Here is a 17,218-nt window from a genome sequence, read left to right as displayed (position 1 = left end):
TGTAAAACCGCGAATTGTTTCGAGGACTTACAAGATGAAAACGAATGCACCGGATAAATGCGTTTCAACAAGGCGATCAGTTGTTCGTTGACAACTCCACCTGAAAACGACAGCCGTTGGGTTCCATGTTCGTCAGGCTGACGCTCCAGCCCTGGTTTTCACAGATCCGCTGCACCAGCGACAACCCCAGGCCCAGGCCTTCGCCGCGTTTCTCGCTGCCCCGCACAAAGGGCTCGAACATTGCCTCGCGTTTGTCCTCGGGAATGCCCACGCCACTGTCCTCGACCATGAAACCGGTGGCCGTCAGCGTCAGGCGAATAAACCCGCGCTCGGTGTAATGCAGCGCATTACGTAGCAGGTTGCCCATGACCGCGTGCAGAAGGGTTGCGTTGTAGCTCGTGTTGGCCGGATTTCCCGGTTCAAAGATCAGCGTCAGCCCCTTGGCCTTGATCGGCTCGCGCCACTGATGGAGCAGTCCATCGGCGACCTGGTTCAGGGTCTGCTGGGGCGACATGCTGGCGTCTTCACGTTGTGCGCGGGCCAACATCAGAAAGGTTTGCACCAGCTCGCGCATCTCTTCACAGGCGCGGGCGATTCGCTCGACCTGAGCACGTCCACGCTGATCAATGCCAGGGTTTTCCAGCAACAGCTCGCAGGAACTGGCCAGCACCATCAATGGCGTGCGCAGCTCGTGGCTGACGTCACTGGTGAACAACCGTTCGCGGGTCAACGCCTGGCGCAAGCGCCCGAGGGTGGCGTCGAAGGCCACGGCCAACTCGCCCACCTCATCAGCGGCGTAATCCGGCGCCAGGGGTGGCGCCAGACCTAACAACTGGTCACGGTGACGGACCTGGCGGGCCAGTCGCACCACGGGCGCCATCACTTTGCGCGCCAGTATCCAGCCGAGAAACACCGCCAATGCCAGACTCAGGACGAAGCCCACCAGCACCACGGCAAACAGCACCCGTTCACGCTCTTCGAAATCGCTCTGGTCCTGCAACAGCACATAACGCCGGCCGTCGACGACTTCGACCATCGCGTGATACGACAGCTGTTCGCGAAACACTTCGTGAAAGCCCGGGTCCAGGTGCCGCAAGTCCTTGGGGAGATTGAAATCCCCCGGCCCGCCACTGAAATAGAACAGCTGATCCGGCTCAGGGCGATGGCTCCAGTCCGTGACACTGTCCATGAGCAACAGCCGTTGTAAATCGCCCCCCAGTCCTGCCGAAATCAGTTTTTCTTCCACCAGGTGCACAGTCGCCACAATGCCCATGGCAAAGGTTCCCGCGACCAGTGCGCTCATCAACGCAAAGGCGATGATGATCCGTTGAGCAAGGCTTTGCTTAAACTCCATCACGGCCCTCGGCCAAGCGATAACCCACACCGTGCACGGTTTGCAGCAACGGTTTGGCGAACGGCTTGTCGATCACCTGGCGCAATTGATGGACGTGACTGCGCAGGCTGTCGCTGTCCGGGCAGTCATCCCCCCACAGCGCCTCTTCGAGAATCTCGCGGCGCAGGACATGCGGACTTTTCTGCATCAGCACGGCCAGCAACTTCAGGCCCACCGGGTTGAGTTTGAGCAGGCGACCTTCGCGGGTGACTTCCAGAGTGTCGAGGTCGTAGTTCAGATCGCCAACCTGCAACGTACGGCGACCACCACCTTGGGTACGACGCATGACCGCCTCGATGCGCGCCGCCAATTCAGACAGGGCAAAGGGTTTGATCAGGTAATCATCAGCGCCGGATTTGAAACCTTGCAGCCGGTCGTCCAATTGATCGCGGGCGGTGAGCATGATCACCGGCGTGTCGCGGCGCGCGTCTTCGCGCAGGCGTTTGCACAGGGTGTAACCGTCGATGCCTGGCAACATGATGTCGAGCACGATCAAGTCGTAATGCTCGGTGGCGGCCAAGTGCAAGCCTGACAAACCGTCCTGCGCGCAATCTACGGTATAACCCTTGAGCCCCAGGTAATCGGCCAGGTTGGCCAGGATATCGCGGTTGTCTTCAACCAATAGAATTCGCATGGTTATCTCCTGCATACACAGTAACGGCCGTCTTGGCCCGCGCAGCTTAAGGCCAAGTGTGGCTCAGGGCTAGGATTACGGTACCTGGAATCAATCCGCTCAACCAAATGTTAGGCTTAACAAGTTTTTCACTATCGATTCACAAGCCAACTACAGTGGTGGGGCGAAAATCCCACGCATTTGTTGTTAAGGAATGTACACACAATGGACTTCTTCAAGACCGCGCCAATGCGCTTTCTCCTGCTCGTGACCGGCGCATGGCTGGTGATTTTCTTGCTGACCCGCACGGTGCTGCTGCTCACCCATCTGGACGAGGCCGGTAGCGGATTTCTGTCAGTGTTTGGCATCGGCCTGCTGTACGACCTGGGCTTCATTGCCTATGCAGCGCTGCCGATGGGCCTCTACTTGCTGCTCTGCCCACCGGCCTTGTGGCGTCGCCGTGGCCACCGCTGGCTTCTTCAGGGGCTGCTGACCGTCAGCCTGTTCGCCATGTTGTTCACGTCCGTGGCCGAATGGCTGTTTTGGGATGAGTTTGGTGTGCGATTCAACTTCATCGCCGTCGATTACCTGGTGTATTCCGATGAAGTGCTGAACAACCTCCTTGAGTCCTACCCGATCGGCACACTGCTGAGCATCCTTGCCGTGTTGGCCATCGCCCTGAGCTTTGCATTGCGCAAACCGTTCAATGCCGCGCTGGACGCACCGTTGCCACCCTTGCGCGGGCGCCTGCTGAATGCGCTGGGCCTGTTGATTGTCGCAGGCCTGAGCTTGCAACTGCTCAGCCAGGATTCGCCGCGCGCCCAGGGCGGTAACGCCTATCAGAACGAACTGGCGAGCAATGGTCCCTATCAGTTCTTCGCTGCATTCCGTAACAACGAACTGGATTACCCGCAGTTCTACAGCAGCCTGCCGCCGGCAATTGTTGCTCAGCAGATTCGTGCCGAACTGAGTGAACCCAACGCGCATTTCATCGGCGAGGATCCACAGGACATTCGCCGGATGATCGACAACCCGGGCACTGTGCGCAAACCCAACATTGTGCTGGTGACGATTGAAAGCTTCAGCGCCAAGTACATGGGCAGTAACGGCGACACCCGTAACCTGACACCCAATCTCGATGCCTTGCGCAAACAGAGCCTGTACTTCAATAACTTCTACGCCACCGGCACCCGCACCGATCGCGGCCTCGAGGCCATCACCCTGGCGATCCCGCCAACTCCAGGGCGTTCGATCGTCAAGCGTGTGGGGCGTGAAAGCGGTTTCGCCAGCCTCGGCCAGCAACTCAGCGCCGTGGGTTACGACAGCGTGTTCGTCTATGGCGGACGCGGTTACTTCGACAATATGAACGCGTTCTTCAGTGGCAACGGTTACCGGGTGGTGGACCAGAGCAGCGTCGATGAATCAGAGATCCACTTTAAAAATGCCTGGGGCATGGCTGACGAAGACCTCTACAAGCAAACCCTCAAACTGGCCGATGCTGACTACGCGAAACAGCAGCCGTTTCTGCTGCAATTGATGACCACCTCCAACCATCGTCCTTATACCTACCCGGACAACCGGATCGACATCAAATCCGGCAACGGTCGTGACGGTGCGGTGAAGTACACTGACTATGCCATTGGTCAGTTCCTCGATCAGGCGCGCCAAAAACCGTGGTTTGACAATACAATCTTCGTCTTCGTCGCCGACCACACGGCCGGCAGCGCCGGCATGGAAGACTTGCCGATCAGCAACTATCAGATTCCGCTGTTCATCTATGCGCCGAAGCTGATCGATGCACGGGAAACCGCGCAACTGGCCAGCCAGATCGACCTGGCGCCGACCTTGCTCGGTTTGCTGAACCTGGATTATCAATCGACCTTCTTCGGTCGCAACTTGCTGCAGGACAATCCACTGCCGCCCCGCGTGGTCGTTGGTAATTACCAGCATCTGGGCTTGTTCGACGGTAAGAATTTGGCGATCCTGAGCCCTCGCCAAGGGCTGCGGCGCCATGATGATGCACTGACCGAGAGCCGCGAATCCCAGGCCACCGCCAGCGATCCATTGATTGTCCGTGCGATCACCTATTACCAAACCGCCAGTTATGGCTTCAAGCAACAGCTGCTTGGCTGGAAGACGCCCATGGAGGGCACCGACCAAGTCAGCGCACATTAATCGAATCGCCCCGGGCTGATGCCCCGGGGCTTTTTCCTTAGTTCAGGATCCTCCATGTCATCAATTGCTGTCCGCCCCGCCTCCCGACCGCTCAATTTCTGGGTGTGCCTGGGCGTTCCCGTCTTCGCGGCGATCGTTCTGGTGTTGCTCGAACTGACGTCCCTGGACATGGACCTTGCCAAACTGCTCTATGACCCGATCACGGGGGAATTCATCGGGCGGCACAGTTACTTCCTGGAAGACATCCTGCATGACCGCGCCAAGCAGGTGGTCATCGCCTTCTCGGTGTTGGCCATCTTCGGTTTCATCGCCTCCTTTTTCATGGACCGGCTCAAACCGATCAAACGGGAACTGGGCTGTCTGGTGCTGTCTTTGGCGCTGGCAACCTCCTTTGTCACACCAGTCAAGGCGGTGACGGCCGTTCAATGCCCGTGGAGCCTTGAGCAGTTTGGCGGTCACGAAACCTATAGCGAACTGCTCAGCCCTCGCCCGCACACCGATAAACCCGGCCGTTGCTGGCCCGGCGGTCATGCGGCAACCGGTTTCACACTGTTTGCGCTGTTCTTTGTCCTGCGTGACCGTCGTCCGCGCCTGGCGCGCAAGGCATTTGTGTTCGCTTTCGCCTTGGGCACGGTGTTTTCCATCAGCCGGATGATGCAGGGCGCGCACTTCTTTTCGCACAACGTGTGGACGGCGATTTTCTGCTGGCTGATTTGTCTGGGGGCGTATTACTACATCCTGTATCGCCCAGCCTCGAAGGCTGATCGAGAGTCCGAAGCACAACCTGTCAGCGCCTGAAGCCTCGCGCAGAACCTGTAGGAGCAAAGCTTGCTCGCGATGAACGATAACGCGGTGTAACTGATACACCGCGGCGCCTGAATCGCGAGCAAGCTATGCTCCTACGGGACAGGGTAAATTCCGGGCAATAAAAAACCCCGCCTGCTTAGCGCAGGCGGGGTTTTTTTATAGGGGTAAGGCTGGCTTACATCATGCCGCCCATGCCGCCCATACCGCCCATGTCTGGCATGCCGCCGCCAGCTGGACCGTCTTCCTTGATCTCAGCGATCATGGCTTCGGTGGTGATCATCAGGCTGGCAATCGACGAAGCCGCTTGCAGAGCCGAACGAGTCACTTTAGCCGGGTCCAGGATACCCATTTCGATCATGTCGCCGTATTCGCCGGTAGCAGCGTTGTAACCGTAGTTACCCGAACCCTGCTTGACCTTGTCGACTACTACGCTTGGCTCGTCACCGGAGTTGGCAACGATCTGACGCAGTGGCGCTTCAACAGCGCGACGCAGCAACTGGATGCCAACGTTCTGGTCATCGTTGTCGCCTTTCAGCTCGGAGATAGCCTGCAGAGCGCGAACCAGTGCCACGCCGCCGCCAGGTACCACGCCTTCTTCAACGGCTGCACGGGTAGCGTGCAGGGCGTCTTCAACGCGGGCTTTCTTCTCTTTCATTTCAACTTCGGAACCCGCGCCAACCTTGATCACTGCAACGCCGCCGGACAGTTTGGCCAGACGCTCTTGCAGTTTTTCACGGTCGTAGTCGGACGAAGTGTCGGCCACTTGCTGACGGATCTGCAGAACGCGAGCCTGGATGTCAGCCTCAACGCCGGCACCGTCGATCACGGTGGTGTTTTCTTTGGACAGGATCACGCGCTTGGCATTACCCAGGTGTTCCAGGGTAGTGCTTTCCAGGCTCAGACCGATCTCTTCGGAGATAACGGTACCGCCAGTCAGAACAGCGATGTCCTGCAGCATGGCCTTGCGACGGTCGCCGAAGCCTGGAGCCTTGACGGCTGCGACTTTAACGATGCCACGCATGTTGTTCACAACCAGAGTCGCCAGGGCTTCGCCTTCAACGTCTTCGGCCACGATCAGCAGTGGACGGCCGGCTTTGGCAACGGCTTCCAGTACTGGCAGCATTTCGCGGATGTTAGAGATCTTTTTGTCGACCAGCAGGATCAGCGGACCGTCCAGCTCGGCAGTCATGGTCTCTGGCTTGTTGACGAAGTACGGGGACAGGTAGCCACGGTCGAACTGCATGCCTTCAACAACCGACAGTTCGTTTTCCAGGCCCGAGCCTTCTTCAACGGTGATCACGCCTTCTTTACCGACTTTTTCCATGGCTTCGGCAATGATGTCGCCGATGGAGCTGTCGGAGTTGGCCGAGATGGTGCCGACCTGAGCGATGGCCTTGGTGTCAGCGCAAGGCTTGGACAGGGCTTTGAGCTCTTTGACGATAGCGATGGTCGCTTTGTCGATGCCGCGCTTGAGGTCCATCGGGTTCATGCCGGCAGCGACGGCTTTCAGGCCTTCGTTGACGATCGATTGAGCCAGAACGGTAGCGGTGGTGGTGCCGTCGCCTGCGTCATCGTTGGCACGGGAGGCAACGTCTTTGACCAGCTGCGCGCCCATGTTTTCGAAGCGATCTTTCAGCTCGATTTCTTTGGCAACGGACACGCCGTCCTTGGTGATGGTCGGAGCGCCGAAGCTCTTCTCGATGATCACGTTACGGCCTTTAGGGCCCAGGGTAGCTTTTACTGCGTCAGCCAGGACGTTGACACCGGCGAGCATTTTCTTGCGGGCGGAATCGCCGAATTTAACTTCTTTAGCAGCCATGATCGATATTCCTTAAATACTTTGTAGTAGCGGGAAAATGAGCGGGGAATCAGCCTTCGATAACGGCGAGGATTTCGCTCTCGCCAATTACCAGCAGGTCTTCGCCGTCGACTTTCACGGTGTTGCTGCCGGAGTACGGGCCGAACACAACCTTGTCACCCACTTTCACAGCCAGTGCACGCACTTCACCGTTTTCCAGTGCTTTGCCTGGACCTACGGCGAGAACTTCACCCTGGTTTGGCTTTTCAGCAGCCGAACCTGGCAGGACGATACCGCCAGCGGTTTTCTTTTCTTCTTCGCTGCGACGGACGACGACGCGGTCATGCAGAGGACGAAGCTTCATTGTCGATCTCTCCTAATTGTGGTTTTCATCGGCCGGTGTATTCCCGGCGGGTTTAACAAATCCGGCAGTGCCGGGTGCGGTTCGTCGAGCGAACCGCGGAAGTCTGTCTGGCGCAATCGCCAGAAACCTTGCGGTGACCGTTACATAAGGGCGCATAAGCTTATTACAAGGGCGAGGAAGCAAATTTTTTCAGGTTGCTGCCCCACAAACGAACACGGCACCCGAAGGTGCCGTGCCGGTGGTGCGGACTACTTGGTATCGCGGTGTTCGAATTCGCCTTCGATCACATTGGGCTCACGGCCCAGCTGCTCGCGTGGAGCAGGACCGCCACGTGGCTGAAGGTCGTCGGCGAATGCACGCTGACGGATTGCCGCCTCTTCGGCACGCTGGCGCATTTTATTGGCCAACAGTCGACGAGAGATCGGCAGCAACATGATCAGACCCAGCACGTCAGTGACGAAGCCCGGCAGGATCAACAAGCCACCCGCCAGCGCCAGCATCAAACCTTCGAGCATGGTCTGGGCCGGCAACTCGCCGCGGTTCAGGCTTTCACGAGCACGCAATGCGGTTGCCAGACCAGCGATACGCAGCACGAACACGCCGAGCATCGAGCCGAGAATGACCAGCAGCAGGGCCGGGAAAAACCCGATCGCCCCGCTGACCTTGACGAATACGAACAGCTCCAACACCGGAAACAGTACAAAGAGCAATAAAAAAGGGCGCATCAAATGGTTCCTCAACGCAAGAATGCCTTGCCAGTCTTCCCTAGATGACGTCGCCGATTCGTGAATTCAAGCGTCGGCCACTTCATTTTTCGGCCAATGTTCGGCGTGAGCCAGGAAAACCAAGGCTTCGCGCACTTGTGTCGGCGTATTACACGGTGCTTGAAACCGCAACCAATAGAGCCCCTGACCAATGCGCAGGTGCATGCCTTCGGTGTCGATACCCGCCAGTTGCGCCGGCTCGGTTTTCGGCAGGCCCGCCAGTTCGACGTAATGGGCGATGGCTTTGGCGTGATCGGCATTCATGTGCTCGACCATGCTCGCTTCGGCTTTTCCGGCGAACGGGTTGGCCAGCGTTAACTGATCGACCCAGTGAATCGCACCGAAGCCGCCGATGTAGCGATGACGTACCGGTTTGAGCACCCAGAAATCGAAATCGTGGGCCTTGTGGTAGCTCTGCGAATCCGGGAAATAGCGGTAGTAACGCTCAGCTGCCGCTTCGATGGCTGACTCGTCCTCGAGCTTTTCTGCTTCGGCGAGGTAGGTCAGGCGACCAACGGCTTGCACATCTTCGGCCCCGCGCTCACCCACAAACAGTGAGCATTTTGGATCTTTCTGCAGGTTGTGGGTGTGCTGGGCGATGCGGCTGATAAGGATCAGCGGCCAACCCTGTTCGTCCAGACAGTACGGAACCACGGAGCCAAACGGGAAACCGGGCATCGCCTTGGAGTGCGTCGAGAGCACTCCACGGTATTCCTTGAGAAGCAATTCTCGGGCATTCTTGGCCGCTTCAACGCTCAATTTATGACTCCTTATTAGAATCCGTCAAAAAAACGGACAGGCGCCTGGGGATAAGTTCCAGCACGCCATCGGGGCAGTTCTCATGTGCAGCCAGGCCATCAGGTGCAGATCGAGAGGCTACTCTCTAAAAGGAAACCACTTCTCTGACCTGCTATTGGGGCATGCGAATGCAACTCACTGACAAAGTAATCATTATCACCGGCGGTTGCCAGGGTTTAGGCCGTTCCATGGCCGAGTATTTCGCCGGCAAAGGCGCGAAGCTGGCGCTGGTGGACCTGAACCAGGAAAAGCTCGACGACACCGTCGCCGCTTGCAAGGCCAAAGGCGTCGAGGCTCGCGCTTATCTGTGCAATGTCGCCAATGAGGAGCAAGTGACCCATATGGCCGCCCAGGTGGCCGAAGACTTCGGGGCGATCCATGGCCTGATCAACAACGCCGGGATCCTGCGCGATGGCTTGCTCATCAAGGTCAAGGACGGCGAGATGACCAAGATGAGTCTGGCCCAGTGGCAGTCGGTCATCGACGTCAATCTGACCGGCGTATTCCTGTGCACCCGTGAGGTCGCGGCCAAAATGATCGAGCTGAACAACAGCGGCACGATCATTAATATCTCGTCGATCTCCCGTGCTGGCAACGCCGGCCAGACCAACTACTCCGCCGCCAAGGCCGGTGTCGCCGCGATGACCGTGACCTGGGCGAAGGAATTGGCACGCTACGGTATTCGTGTGGCAGGCATTGCGCCGGGTTTTATCGAAACCGAAATGACGCTGAGCATGAAGCCTGAGGCGCTGGAGAAGATAACGTCGGTGATTCCACTCAAGCGCATGGGCACGCCTGAAGAGATTGCCCATTCGGCGGCGTACATCTTCGAGAACGACTACATCAATGGTCGGATTCTGGAGCTGGATGGCGGGTTGCGCATCTAAATCCACCGCAAAACAAATGTGGGAGCGGCTGTGGCGAGGGGATTTATCCCCGTTGGACTGCGAAGCAGGCCCAGTTTTTTGGGGGCGGCTGCGCCACCCAACGGGGCGGTGCGACGTTTCGCTAAATCCCCTCGCCACAGCCCGCCCCCACAGGGGATTGCATTTCTTTCAGCGAATCAATCGTCGCTGATGGTGATGTTCGGCATGGCCGGTGTCGCCGCTTCCTGCAACACGATCCGCGCGCCGACATGGCGGGCGAGTTCCTGGTAAACCATTGCAATCGGGCTGTCAGGTTCTGCGATTACCGTTGGCTTGCCGCCGTCGGCCTGTTCGCGGATGGCCATCGCCAGCGGCAACGAAGCCAGCAGCTCGACGCCGTACTGGTTGGCCAGCTTCACACCACCGCCCTCACCGAACAGATGCTCGGCATGCCCGCAGTTGGAGCAGATGTGCACGGCCATGTTTTCCACCACGCCCAGTACCGGGATGTTGACCTTGCGGAACATCTCCACGCCCTTGCGTGCGTCCAGCAATGCCAGATCTTGCGGCGTGGTAACGATCACCGCGCCGGCCACCGGGACTTTCTGCGCCAGGGTCAGCTGGATGTCGCCGGTGCCTGGTGGCATGTCGATGACCAGGTAATCCAGGTCGCCCCAGGCGGTTTGAGTGACCAGTTGCAACAAGGCGCCGGAAACCATCGGTCCGCGCCAGACCATCGGCGTGTTGTCATCGGTCAGGAACGCCATGGACATGACTTCGACACCATGGGACTCGATCGGAATAAACCACTTCTGATCCTTGACCTGGGGCCGGGTGCCTTCAGGGATACCGAACATGATGCCCTGACTCGGTCCGTAAATGTCCGCGTCGAGAATCCCGACCTTGGCACCTTCGCGGGCCAGGGCCAACGCCAGGTTGGCGGCGGTGGTTGATTTGCCCACGCCACCCTTGCCGGATGCCACGGCGACCACGTTCTTGACGTTGGCCAGACCCGGGATCTGCGCTTGAGCCTTGTGCGCGGCAATGACACTGGTGATCTCGACGCGCGCAATGGTCACACCGTCCAGCCCTTCAATGGCCATTTGCAGTAATTGCGCCCAGCCACTCTTGAACAGGCCGGCGGCATAACCCAGCTCCAGTTGGACGCTGACGCGATCACCCTGGATATCGATGCCGCGCACGCACCCGGCGCTGACCGGGTCCTGGTTCAAGTAAGGGTCGGTGTATTGGCGAAGGACGGCTTCCACCGCTGCGCGATTGACGGCGTTCATGGGCAACTCCGATAGCAAGACTGGAAAATCAGGCGGGTATCCTACGCCGGACACACATTTGTGGCGAACAGATTACTGTGGCTGGAGAGCTTGCCTGTGGCGAGGGGATTTATCTGTGGCGAGGGGATTTATCCCCGTTCGACTGCGCAGCAGTCGTAAAACCATCGAACACAATGTGCCGATATGCCGATGTAGACCATTTTGGGGGCGGCTTCGCCACCCAACGGGGATAAATCCCCTCGCCACAGATAAATCCCCTCACCAGAGATAAATCCCCTGGCCACAAAAGCACGTTTGTAACAATAAGCCCTTGGGCCGCGGGGGTGAAAAATATGCGCTGGCGCTTTATAGTGGCCGACCTCCGTTTCATCAAGTAGCCGAGCCCCATGTCCGAGCCACGCAAGATCCTCGTCACCAGCGCCCTGCCCTATGCCAATGGTTCGATCCATCTTGGCCACATGCTGGAATACATCCAGACCGATATGTGGGTGCGCTTCCAGAAGCACCGCGGCAATCAATGCATTTATGTCTGCGCCGACGACGCCCACGGTTCGGCCATCATGTTGCGCGCGGAAAAAGAAGGCATCACCCCGGAACAACTGATCGCCAACGTCCAGGCTGAACACAGCGCCGACTTTGCCGAGTTCCTGGTGGACTTCGACAACTTCCACTCCACTCACGCCGAAGAAAACCGTGAGCTGTCGAGCCAGATCTACCTGAAGCTGCGCGACGCCGGGCACATTGCCACGCGCTCGATCACTCAGTACTTCGACCCGGAAAAGAAAATGTTCCTGGCCGACCGCTTCATCAAGGGCACCTGCCCGAAATGCGGCACCGAAGACCAGTACGGCGACAACTGCGAAAAATGCGGTGCGACCTACGCGCCGACCGACCTGAAGGATCCGAAGTCGGCGATCTCTGGCGCCACGCCGGTGCTCAAGGATTCCCAGCACTTCTTCTTCAAGCTGCCGGACTTCCAGGAAATGCTGCAAGCCTGGACCCGTAGCGGCACCCTGCAAGAAGCCGTGGCGAACAAAATCGCCGAATGGCTGGACGCCGGCCTGCAACAGTGGGACATCTCCCGCGATGCGCCGTACTTCGGTTTCGAAATCCCCGACGAGCCAGGCAAATACTTCTACGTCTGGCTCGACGCGCCGATCGGCTACATGGCCAGCTTCAAGAACCTCTGCGACCGCACGCCTGCACTTGATTTCGACGCGTTCTGGGGCAAGGATTCCACCGCCGAGCTGTACCATTTCATCGGCAAGGACATCGTCAACTTCCACGCTCTGTTCTGGCCAGCCATGCTCGAAGGCGCCGGTTTCCGTAAACCGACCGGTATCAACGTACACGGCTACCTGACCGTCAATGGTCAGAAAATGTCGAAATCCCGCGGCACCTTCATCAAGGCCCGGACCTATCTCGACCACCTGTCGCCGGAATACCTGCGCTACTACTACGCGGCGAAGCTGAGCCGTGGCGTCGATGACCTCGACCTGAACCTCGAAGACTTCGTGCAGAAGGTCAACTCCGACCTGGTCGGCAAAGTCGTCAACATCGCCAGCCGTTGCGCCGGTTTCATCCACAAAGGCAACGCCGGTGTACTGGTGGCGGGCAATGCCGCGCCGGAACTGACCGAAGCGTTCCTGGCCGCAGCGCCGAGCATCGCCGAAGCCTACGAGGCTCGCGACTTCGCCCGTGCCATGCGCGAGATCATGGGCCTGGCCGACCGTGCCAATGCCTGGATCGCCGACAAGGCGCCGTGGTCGCTGAACAAACAGGAAGGCAAGCAAGACGAAGTCCAGGCCATCTGCGCCCTGGGCGTCAACCTGTTCCGCCAGCTGGTGATCTTCCTCAAGCCGGTGCTGCCGCTGCTGGCCGCCGACGCCGAGGCGTTCCTGAACGTCGCGCCGCTGACCTGGAACGACCACGCGACCTTGCTCAGCAACCATCAGCTGAACGAGTTCAAACCGTTGATGACCCGTATCGATCCGGTAAAAGTGCAAGCCATGAGCGACGCCTCGAAAGAAGACCTGACCGCCAGCGCTACCGACACCGGCGACGCTGCACCTGCCGGCAATGGCGAACTGGCCAAGGATCCGCTGTCGCCGGAAATCGAGTTCGATGCCTTTGCCGCTGTCGACCTGCGCGTCGCCCTGATCCTCAAGGCCGAACACGTGGAAGGCGCCGACAAACTGCTGCGCCTGACCCTCGATATCGGTGACGAGCAACGCAACGTGTTCTCCGGGATCAAGAGCGCTTATCCGGATCCGTCCAAGCTCAATGGTCGCCTGACCATGATGATCGCCAACCTCAAACCACGGAAAATGAAGTTCGGCATCTCCGAAGGCATGGTGATGGCGGCTGGCCCTGGCGGTGAAGAAATCTACCTGCTCAGCCCTGACAGCGGCGCCAAGCCAGGTCAGCGCATCAAGTAAGGCTCTGCTGTAAACCGATCCCACAGTCGCGCCTGGCGCGACTGTGGGATTTTCATGTCTGGCCCACCCTCCGTCCTTGCCGGATAATGCCTAAGCTTTTTAGACCGCTCCGTTAAAAAGCCCCGTTCTTGCCGGCACGATCATGACCGAAATTGTTCTTACGCTTATCAGCACTGCCCTGATCAACAACCTCGTGTTGCACTGGCCGCTGGGCGTCGATCCGCTGCTGGGCAACGAGCACCGACAAGTCCACGCGTTGGGCCTTGCGACGACGTGTTTGATGCTGATCGTCGGTACGCTGGGCTACTCGGCCTACCGTTGGTTGCTGGTCCCGCTGGAGCTGACGTCGCTGCGCCTTTTCGTGTTCCTGCCATTAAGCGTTCTGCTGATTGGCCCGCTGCTGAAAATGCTTTCCCGGTTACTTCCAAAGCTTGCGTTCGATGGCCTCTGGCCCCTGCTGCTGGGCAACGCTGGCGTACTCGGGCTGACGCTGCTCAACGCTCAGGACGACAAAGGCTTCTTCCACGCCCTGGCCCTGAGCCTGGGCGCCGGGCTGGGATTCTGGCTGGTACTGAGCCTGTTCAGCGACTTGCGCCAACGCACCCTCGAAAATGATATCCCCCTGCCCTTTCGCGGCCTGCCCATCGACCTGATCGGCGCCGGACTGATTGCAGTGGCCTTTCTCGGATTCAGCGGACTGATCAAAACATGAGTCTGATTCAACGCATCGATGCCCTCTTGCCGCAGACCCAATGCGGCAAGTGCGGCCACCCCGGATGCAAACCGTACGCCGAAGGCATTGCCAGCGGCGAACCGATCAACAAGTGCCCGCCGGGCGGCAGCGAAACCATCGCGGCCCTGGCCGAGCTGCTGAAAGTGCCGGTGCTGGAACTGGACGTCAGTCGCGGTTCGGCCCCGGCGCAGATCGCCTATATTCGTGAAGCCGAGTGTATTGGTTGCACCAAGTGCATCCAGGCCTGCCCGGTGGATGCCATTGTCGGCGCGGCGAAACTGATGCACACGGTGATCATCGACGAATGCACCGGTTGCGACTTGTGCGTAGCGCCCTGCCCGGTGGATTGCATCGAAATGCGGCCGTTGCCGCTGGACACTGTGCTGCCGGTTGTCGGCGGCCTGGCGTTCAGCCTTGAGGAACAACGCGCCCGGGCGGCCAAGCGCGATCACGCACGGCGCCGATTCGAACAGCGCAACGCTCGCCTGCATCGCGAAGAAGAACAGAAAATCGCCGAACGTCAGGCCCGGGCCCAGCGCGCCGTCCAGCACAGTGAGGTCGCAACGCTTGATCCGGTTCAGGCCGCTCTTGAGCGCGTCCGCGCACAGAAGGCAGCCAATGCCGATGCGGCGTTGAAAAAGGCCAAGATCGATCTGGCGATGAGTCGGGCGCAACTGAACAAGTCACTCAAGGCGTTCGGGCATCCGCCGACCTTCGAACAGCAGTCGCAATTGATTGTCTTGCAACAGCAATTCGAGGCTAGCGAACAGGCGTTGGCGGAACTGGAAAGCACTGCACAACCAGTCGCAGCACCCGTCGTTCCGGCGAAAAATGCGCAGCTGAATCGGGCAAAGATCCAGTTGGCCATGCGCCGCGCCGAACTCAAGAAAGCCCAGGCCAGCGAAGCGCCGGTGGAGCAGATTGAAGCCCTGGAACTCGCGGTAATTGAAGCCGAGCGTCAGGTAGATGCCTATGCCGCCCCTTGAATCGGTCGACGAGCGCCTTCAGCAGGCCATGAAGCTGGTATTGCTGGCCACCGTGCCGGGGATGTTGGTGTTTTTCTGGCTGTACGGCTGGGGCGTGTTGATCAACCTGATTCTGACGGGTGTTACCGCACTGGCCGTTGAAGCGGCCGTGTTGCGCTTGCGCGAGCAACCGCTCAAGCCGACCTTGAGCGACGGCAGCGCACTGGTCAGCGCGACGCTGTTGGCGCTGGCCTTGCCGCCTTATTGCCCGTGGTGGCTGACGGTCTGTGCCGCAGCGTTCGCGATGGTGTTCGGCAAACACCTGTATGGCGGCGTTGGCAAGAACCCGTTCAACCCGGCAATGCTGGGCTTCGCCCTGGTGCTGGTGACCTTTCCCCAACAGATGACCCACTGGCCGTCGTCCCATGGACTCGACCTGCTCGGCGGTTTGCAGCAGGTGTTTGGGTTCAGCCTCAGCCAGACTCCAGATGCGTGGGTCCAGGCCACGGCGCTGGACAGCCTGCGGATCAACAAAAGCCTGACCATGGACGAACTGTTTGCCGCTAACCCGGCCTTCGGTCATTTCGGCGGCCGAGGCATGGAATGGGTCAACCTGGCTTTTTTGGCGGGCGGCGCATTTTTGCTGCAACGACGGGTGTTCAGCTGGCATGCGCCGGTCGGCATGCTGGCCAGCCTGTTCATCATCAGCCTGCTGTGCTGGAACGGCTCGGGCTCCGACTCCCATGGTTCACCGCTGTTTCATCTGCTCACTGGCGCGAGCATGCTGGGCGCATTCTTCATCGTCACGGAACCGGTGTCCGGCGCAAAAAGCCCCGCCGCGCGACTGCTGTTCGGCGCGGGCGTCGGGCTGCTGACGTACTTGATTCGTACCTGGGGAGGTTATCCGGACGGCGTCGCCTTTGCCGTGCTGTTGATGAACCTCTGTGTGCCGGCGCTGGAGCGGTTTGCCGCCTCCAGACAGGAACGGGGGACGCCATGAGCCGAGCGTCGAGCGTTGTGATCCTGGTGTTGCTGGCAGGCCTGGGGATTGGCGCGACTTACCTCGTGCAGCACACCAGCGCGCCGCGCATTGCGGCCGAACAGCGCCTGATCGACAGTCGTAACCTGCTGGACCTGCTTCCTGCTGAAAGCTACGACAATCAGCCACTGGAACAACCACTCGCCCTTGAAAACACTGGGTTAGCCAATAGCACGCTGCTGGGTGGCTATCTGGCAACCAAGACAGGCCAGACCAGCGCCGTGTTGCTGCGCAGCCAGACCCTGGGTTACGAGGGTTCCATCGAATTGCTGATCGCCATCGGCGCAAACGGCAAGGTACTGGGCGTAAAAACGCTCAAGCAATCGGAAACTCCGGGGCTGGGCGGTCGACTCGCCGACTGGCCCAATGCCTGGCTTCAGGCTTTTTCCGGAAAGTCCCGAACCGAACCTGCCGACAATGGCTGGGCCTTGAAAAAGGATCAGGGGCAATTCGATCAAATGGCGGGGGCGACCATTACGTCGAGAGCGGTCATCAACGCCATCCATGACGCGTTGCGCTATTTCGACGAACATCAGCAACAGATGATCGGGAGCAGCGCTCATGAATAAGTCATCGATGCTGCAGCATTCGCTGATGCTTGCACCGCTGATCGGTGCCACGGATTCATTGGTGTCCGCTCTGGGCTTGTGGCTGATGTTTATCGTGGTGATCAGTACCTTTGGAGTGAGCATGGGCGCCTTGCGATCCCGACTTGTCCCAGAGACACATTTGCTTGCCAGCGTCCTGCTGGCGGCCACACTGACCAGTTGCACGGAACTCGCCGTGCAAATCTGGTCGCTGCAATGGCACCAACATGTAGGGTTCTATGCGGGACTGATTGCCTTGCAATGTGTTGTGCTGGAACACACCGGTTTTCTACAGAGCGCCTGGCGTGATCGCCTGCGCCTGTGTGGCCTGTTCGGTGCGTTGATGGCGGGCCTTGGCGTGCTGCGCGAATTCATCGGCAACGGAACATTCGGCAGCCACCTGCCATGGCTGGCTGGCACTGCGCAAGCGGACTGGCAAGGCTGGGTGCTGACCACCGACGGTGGCTTGCGCCTGGCCACCCTGGCCCCTGGTGGTTTCATTCTGCTGGGACTGCTGATCGCCGCACGTCAGGCCTGGACCCGCTCGACGCCCTCACACTGACCGCCTTCGAGGAAATGCACTGCC

At 59.3% G+C, this 17,218-nt stretch carries 16 protein-coding genes; 9 read left to right on the top strand and 7 right to left on the bottom strand.

What is annotated here, in order from left to right; translation table 11 throughout:
* Positions 1-76 precede the first annotated feature (76 nt).
* A complete protein-coding gene (locus KGB03_RS20620) occupies positions 77-1,354 on the bottom strand; it encodes a sensor histidine kinase (protein ID WP_223528610.1) in 1,278 nt (425 codons plus the stop codon).
* Complete coding sequence (gene colR / locus KGB03_RS20615) at positions 1,344-2,027, bottom strand: two-component system response regulator ColR (RefSeq protein WP_008155536.1); 684 nt, start codon at positions 2,025-2,027, stop codon at positions 1,344-1,346. Before colR ends, KGB03_RS20620 begins: the two co-directional genes overlap by 11 nt.
* Before the next feature lie 204 nt (positions 2,028-2,231).
* On the opposite strand from colR, the gene KGB03_RS20610 reads away from it, so the two are divergent.
* Positions 2,232-4,181: an LTA synthase family protein gene (locus KGB03_RS20610; RefSeq protein ID WP_218538380.1), complete on the top strand. Its 1,950-nt coding sequence runs from the start codon at positions 2,232-2,234 to the stop codon at positions 4,179-4,181.
* A 54-nt stretch (positions 4,182-4,235) separates the two neighbouring features.
* Entirely contained in the window at positions 4,236-4,979 is a 744-nt protein-coding gene (locus KGB03_RS20605) for a phosphatase PAP2 family protein (protein ID WP_223528607.1), read from the top strand.
* Positions 4,980-5,163: 184 nt separating this feature from the next.
* On the opposite strand, the gene groL is transcribed toward KGB03_RS20605, so the two are convergent.
* From groL to KGB03_RS20585, 4 genes are all read right to left on the bottom strand, one after another.
* Entirely contained in the window at positions 5,164-6,807 is a 1,644-nt protein-coding gene (gene groL, locus KGB03_RS20600) for a chaperonin GroEL (protein WP_008155543.1), read from the bottom strand.
* A gap of 49 nt (positions 6,808-6,856) precedes the next feature.
* The gene (locus KGB03_RS20595; protein ID WP_008155545.1) at positions 6,857-7,150 is read right to left on the bottom strand and encodes a co-chaperone GroES; all 294 of its coding nucleotides are present in this window, start codon (positions 7,148-7,150) and stop codon (positions 6,857-6,859) included.
* Positions 7,151-7,398: 248 nt separating this feature from the next.
* Positions 7,399-7,875, bottom strand: coding sequence for an FxsA family protein (locus KGB03_RS20590; protein WP_223528604.1), 477 nt, complete (start codon positions 7,873-7,875; stop codon positions 7,399-7,401).
* Positions 7,876-7,941: 66 nt separating this feature from the next.
* Positions 7,942-8,673, bottom strand: coding sequence for a HugZ family protein (locus tag KGB03_RS20585; protein WP_008155551.1), 732 nt, complete (start codon positions 8,671-8,673; stop codon positions 7,942-7,944).
* Positions 8,674-8,840: 167 nt separating this feature from the next.
* Between KGB03_RS20585 and KGB03_RS20580 the strand changes: the two genes are divergently transcribed.
* On the top strand, positions 8,841-9,599 hold the full coding sequence (locus KGB03_RS20580) for an SDR family oxidoreductase (protein ID WP_111451978.1): 759 nt from the start codon (positions 8,841-8,843) through the stop codon (positions 9,597-9,599).
* Between the two features lie 176 nt (positions 9,600-9,775).
* Here KGB03_RS20580 and apbC read toward each other — a convergent pair whose 3' ends face one another.
* A complete protein-coding gene (gene apbC, locus KGB03_RS20575) occupies positions 9,776-10,870 on the bottom strand; it encodes an iron-sulfur cluster carrier protein ApbC (protein ID WP_192410306.1) in 1,095 nt (364 codons plus the stop codon).
* A gap of 386 nt (positions 10,871-11,256) precedes the next feature.
* On the opposite strand from apbC, the gene metG reads away from it, so the two are divergent.
* The 6 genes from metG to KGB03_RS20545 all read left to right on the top strand — a co-directional run bounded on the left by metG (position 11,257) and on the right by KGB03_RS20545 (position 17,194).
* Positions 11,257-13,308 (top strand): methionine--tRNA ligase, encoded by a 2,052-nt coding sequence (gene metG / locus KGB03_RS20570; RefSeq protein WP_223528601.1) that lies wholly within the window; start codon positions 11,257-11,259, stop codon positions 13,306-13,308.
* Positions 13,309-13,450: 142 nt separating this feature from the next.
* Entirely contained in the window at positions 13,451-14,020 is a 570-nt protein-coding gene (locus KGB03_RS20565; RefSeq protein ID WP_218538377.1) for an electron transport complex protein RnfA, read from the top strand.
* On the top strand, positions 14,017-15,027 hold the full coding sequence (rsxB, locus tag KGB03_RS20560; protein ID WP_223528597.1) for an electron transport complex subunit RsxB: 1,011 nt from the start codon (positions 14,017-14,019) through the stop codon (positions 15,025-15,027). The genes KGB03_RS20565 and rsxB overlap by 4 nt, the downstream gene beginning before the upstream one ends.
* A complete protein-coding gene (locus KGB03_RS20555) occupies positions 15,014-16,006 on the top strand; it encodes an RnfABCDGE type electron transport complex subunit D (RefSeq protein WP_218538375.1) in 993 nt (330 codons plus the stop codon). The genes rsxB and KGB03_RS20555 overlap by 14 nt, the downstream gene beginning before the upstream one ends.
* Entirely contained in the window at positions 16,003-16,614 is a 612-nt protein-coding gene (locus KGB03_RS20550) for an RnfABCDGE type electron transport complex subunit G (RefSeq protein WP_218538374.1), read from the top strand. The genes KGB03_RS20555 and KGB03_RS20550 overlap by 4 nt, the downstream gene beginning before the upstream one ends.
* Positions 16,607-17,194: an Rnf-Nqr domain containing protein gene (locus KGB03_RS20545; RefSeq protein WP_218538373.1), complete on the top strand. Its 588-nt coding sequence runs from the start codon at positions 16,607-16,609 to the stop codon at positions 17,192-17,194. Before KGB03_RS20550 ends, KGB03_RS20545 begins: the two co-directional genes overlap by 8 nt.
* The last annotated feature ends 24 nt before the right edge of the window (positions 17,195-17,218 follow it).

The sequence above is a fragment of the Pseudomonas sp. BF-B-26 genome, assembly GCF_019956495.1.
GTDB lineage: Bacteria > Pseudomonadota > Gammaproteobacteria > Pseudomonadales > Pseudomonadaceae > Aquipseudomonas.
The sequence above is the reverse complement of the archived record's forward strand: the minus strand, read 5'-3'. Positions and strand labels throughout refer to the sequence as shown.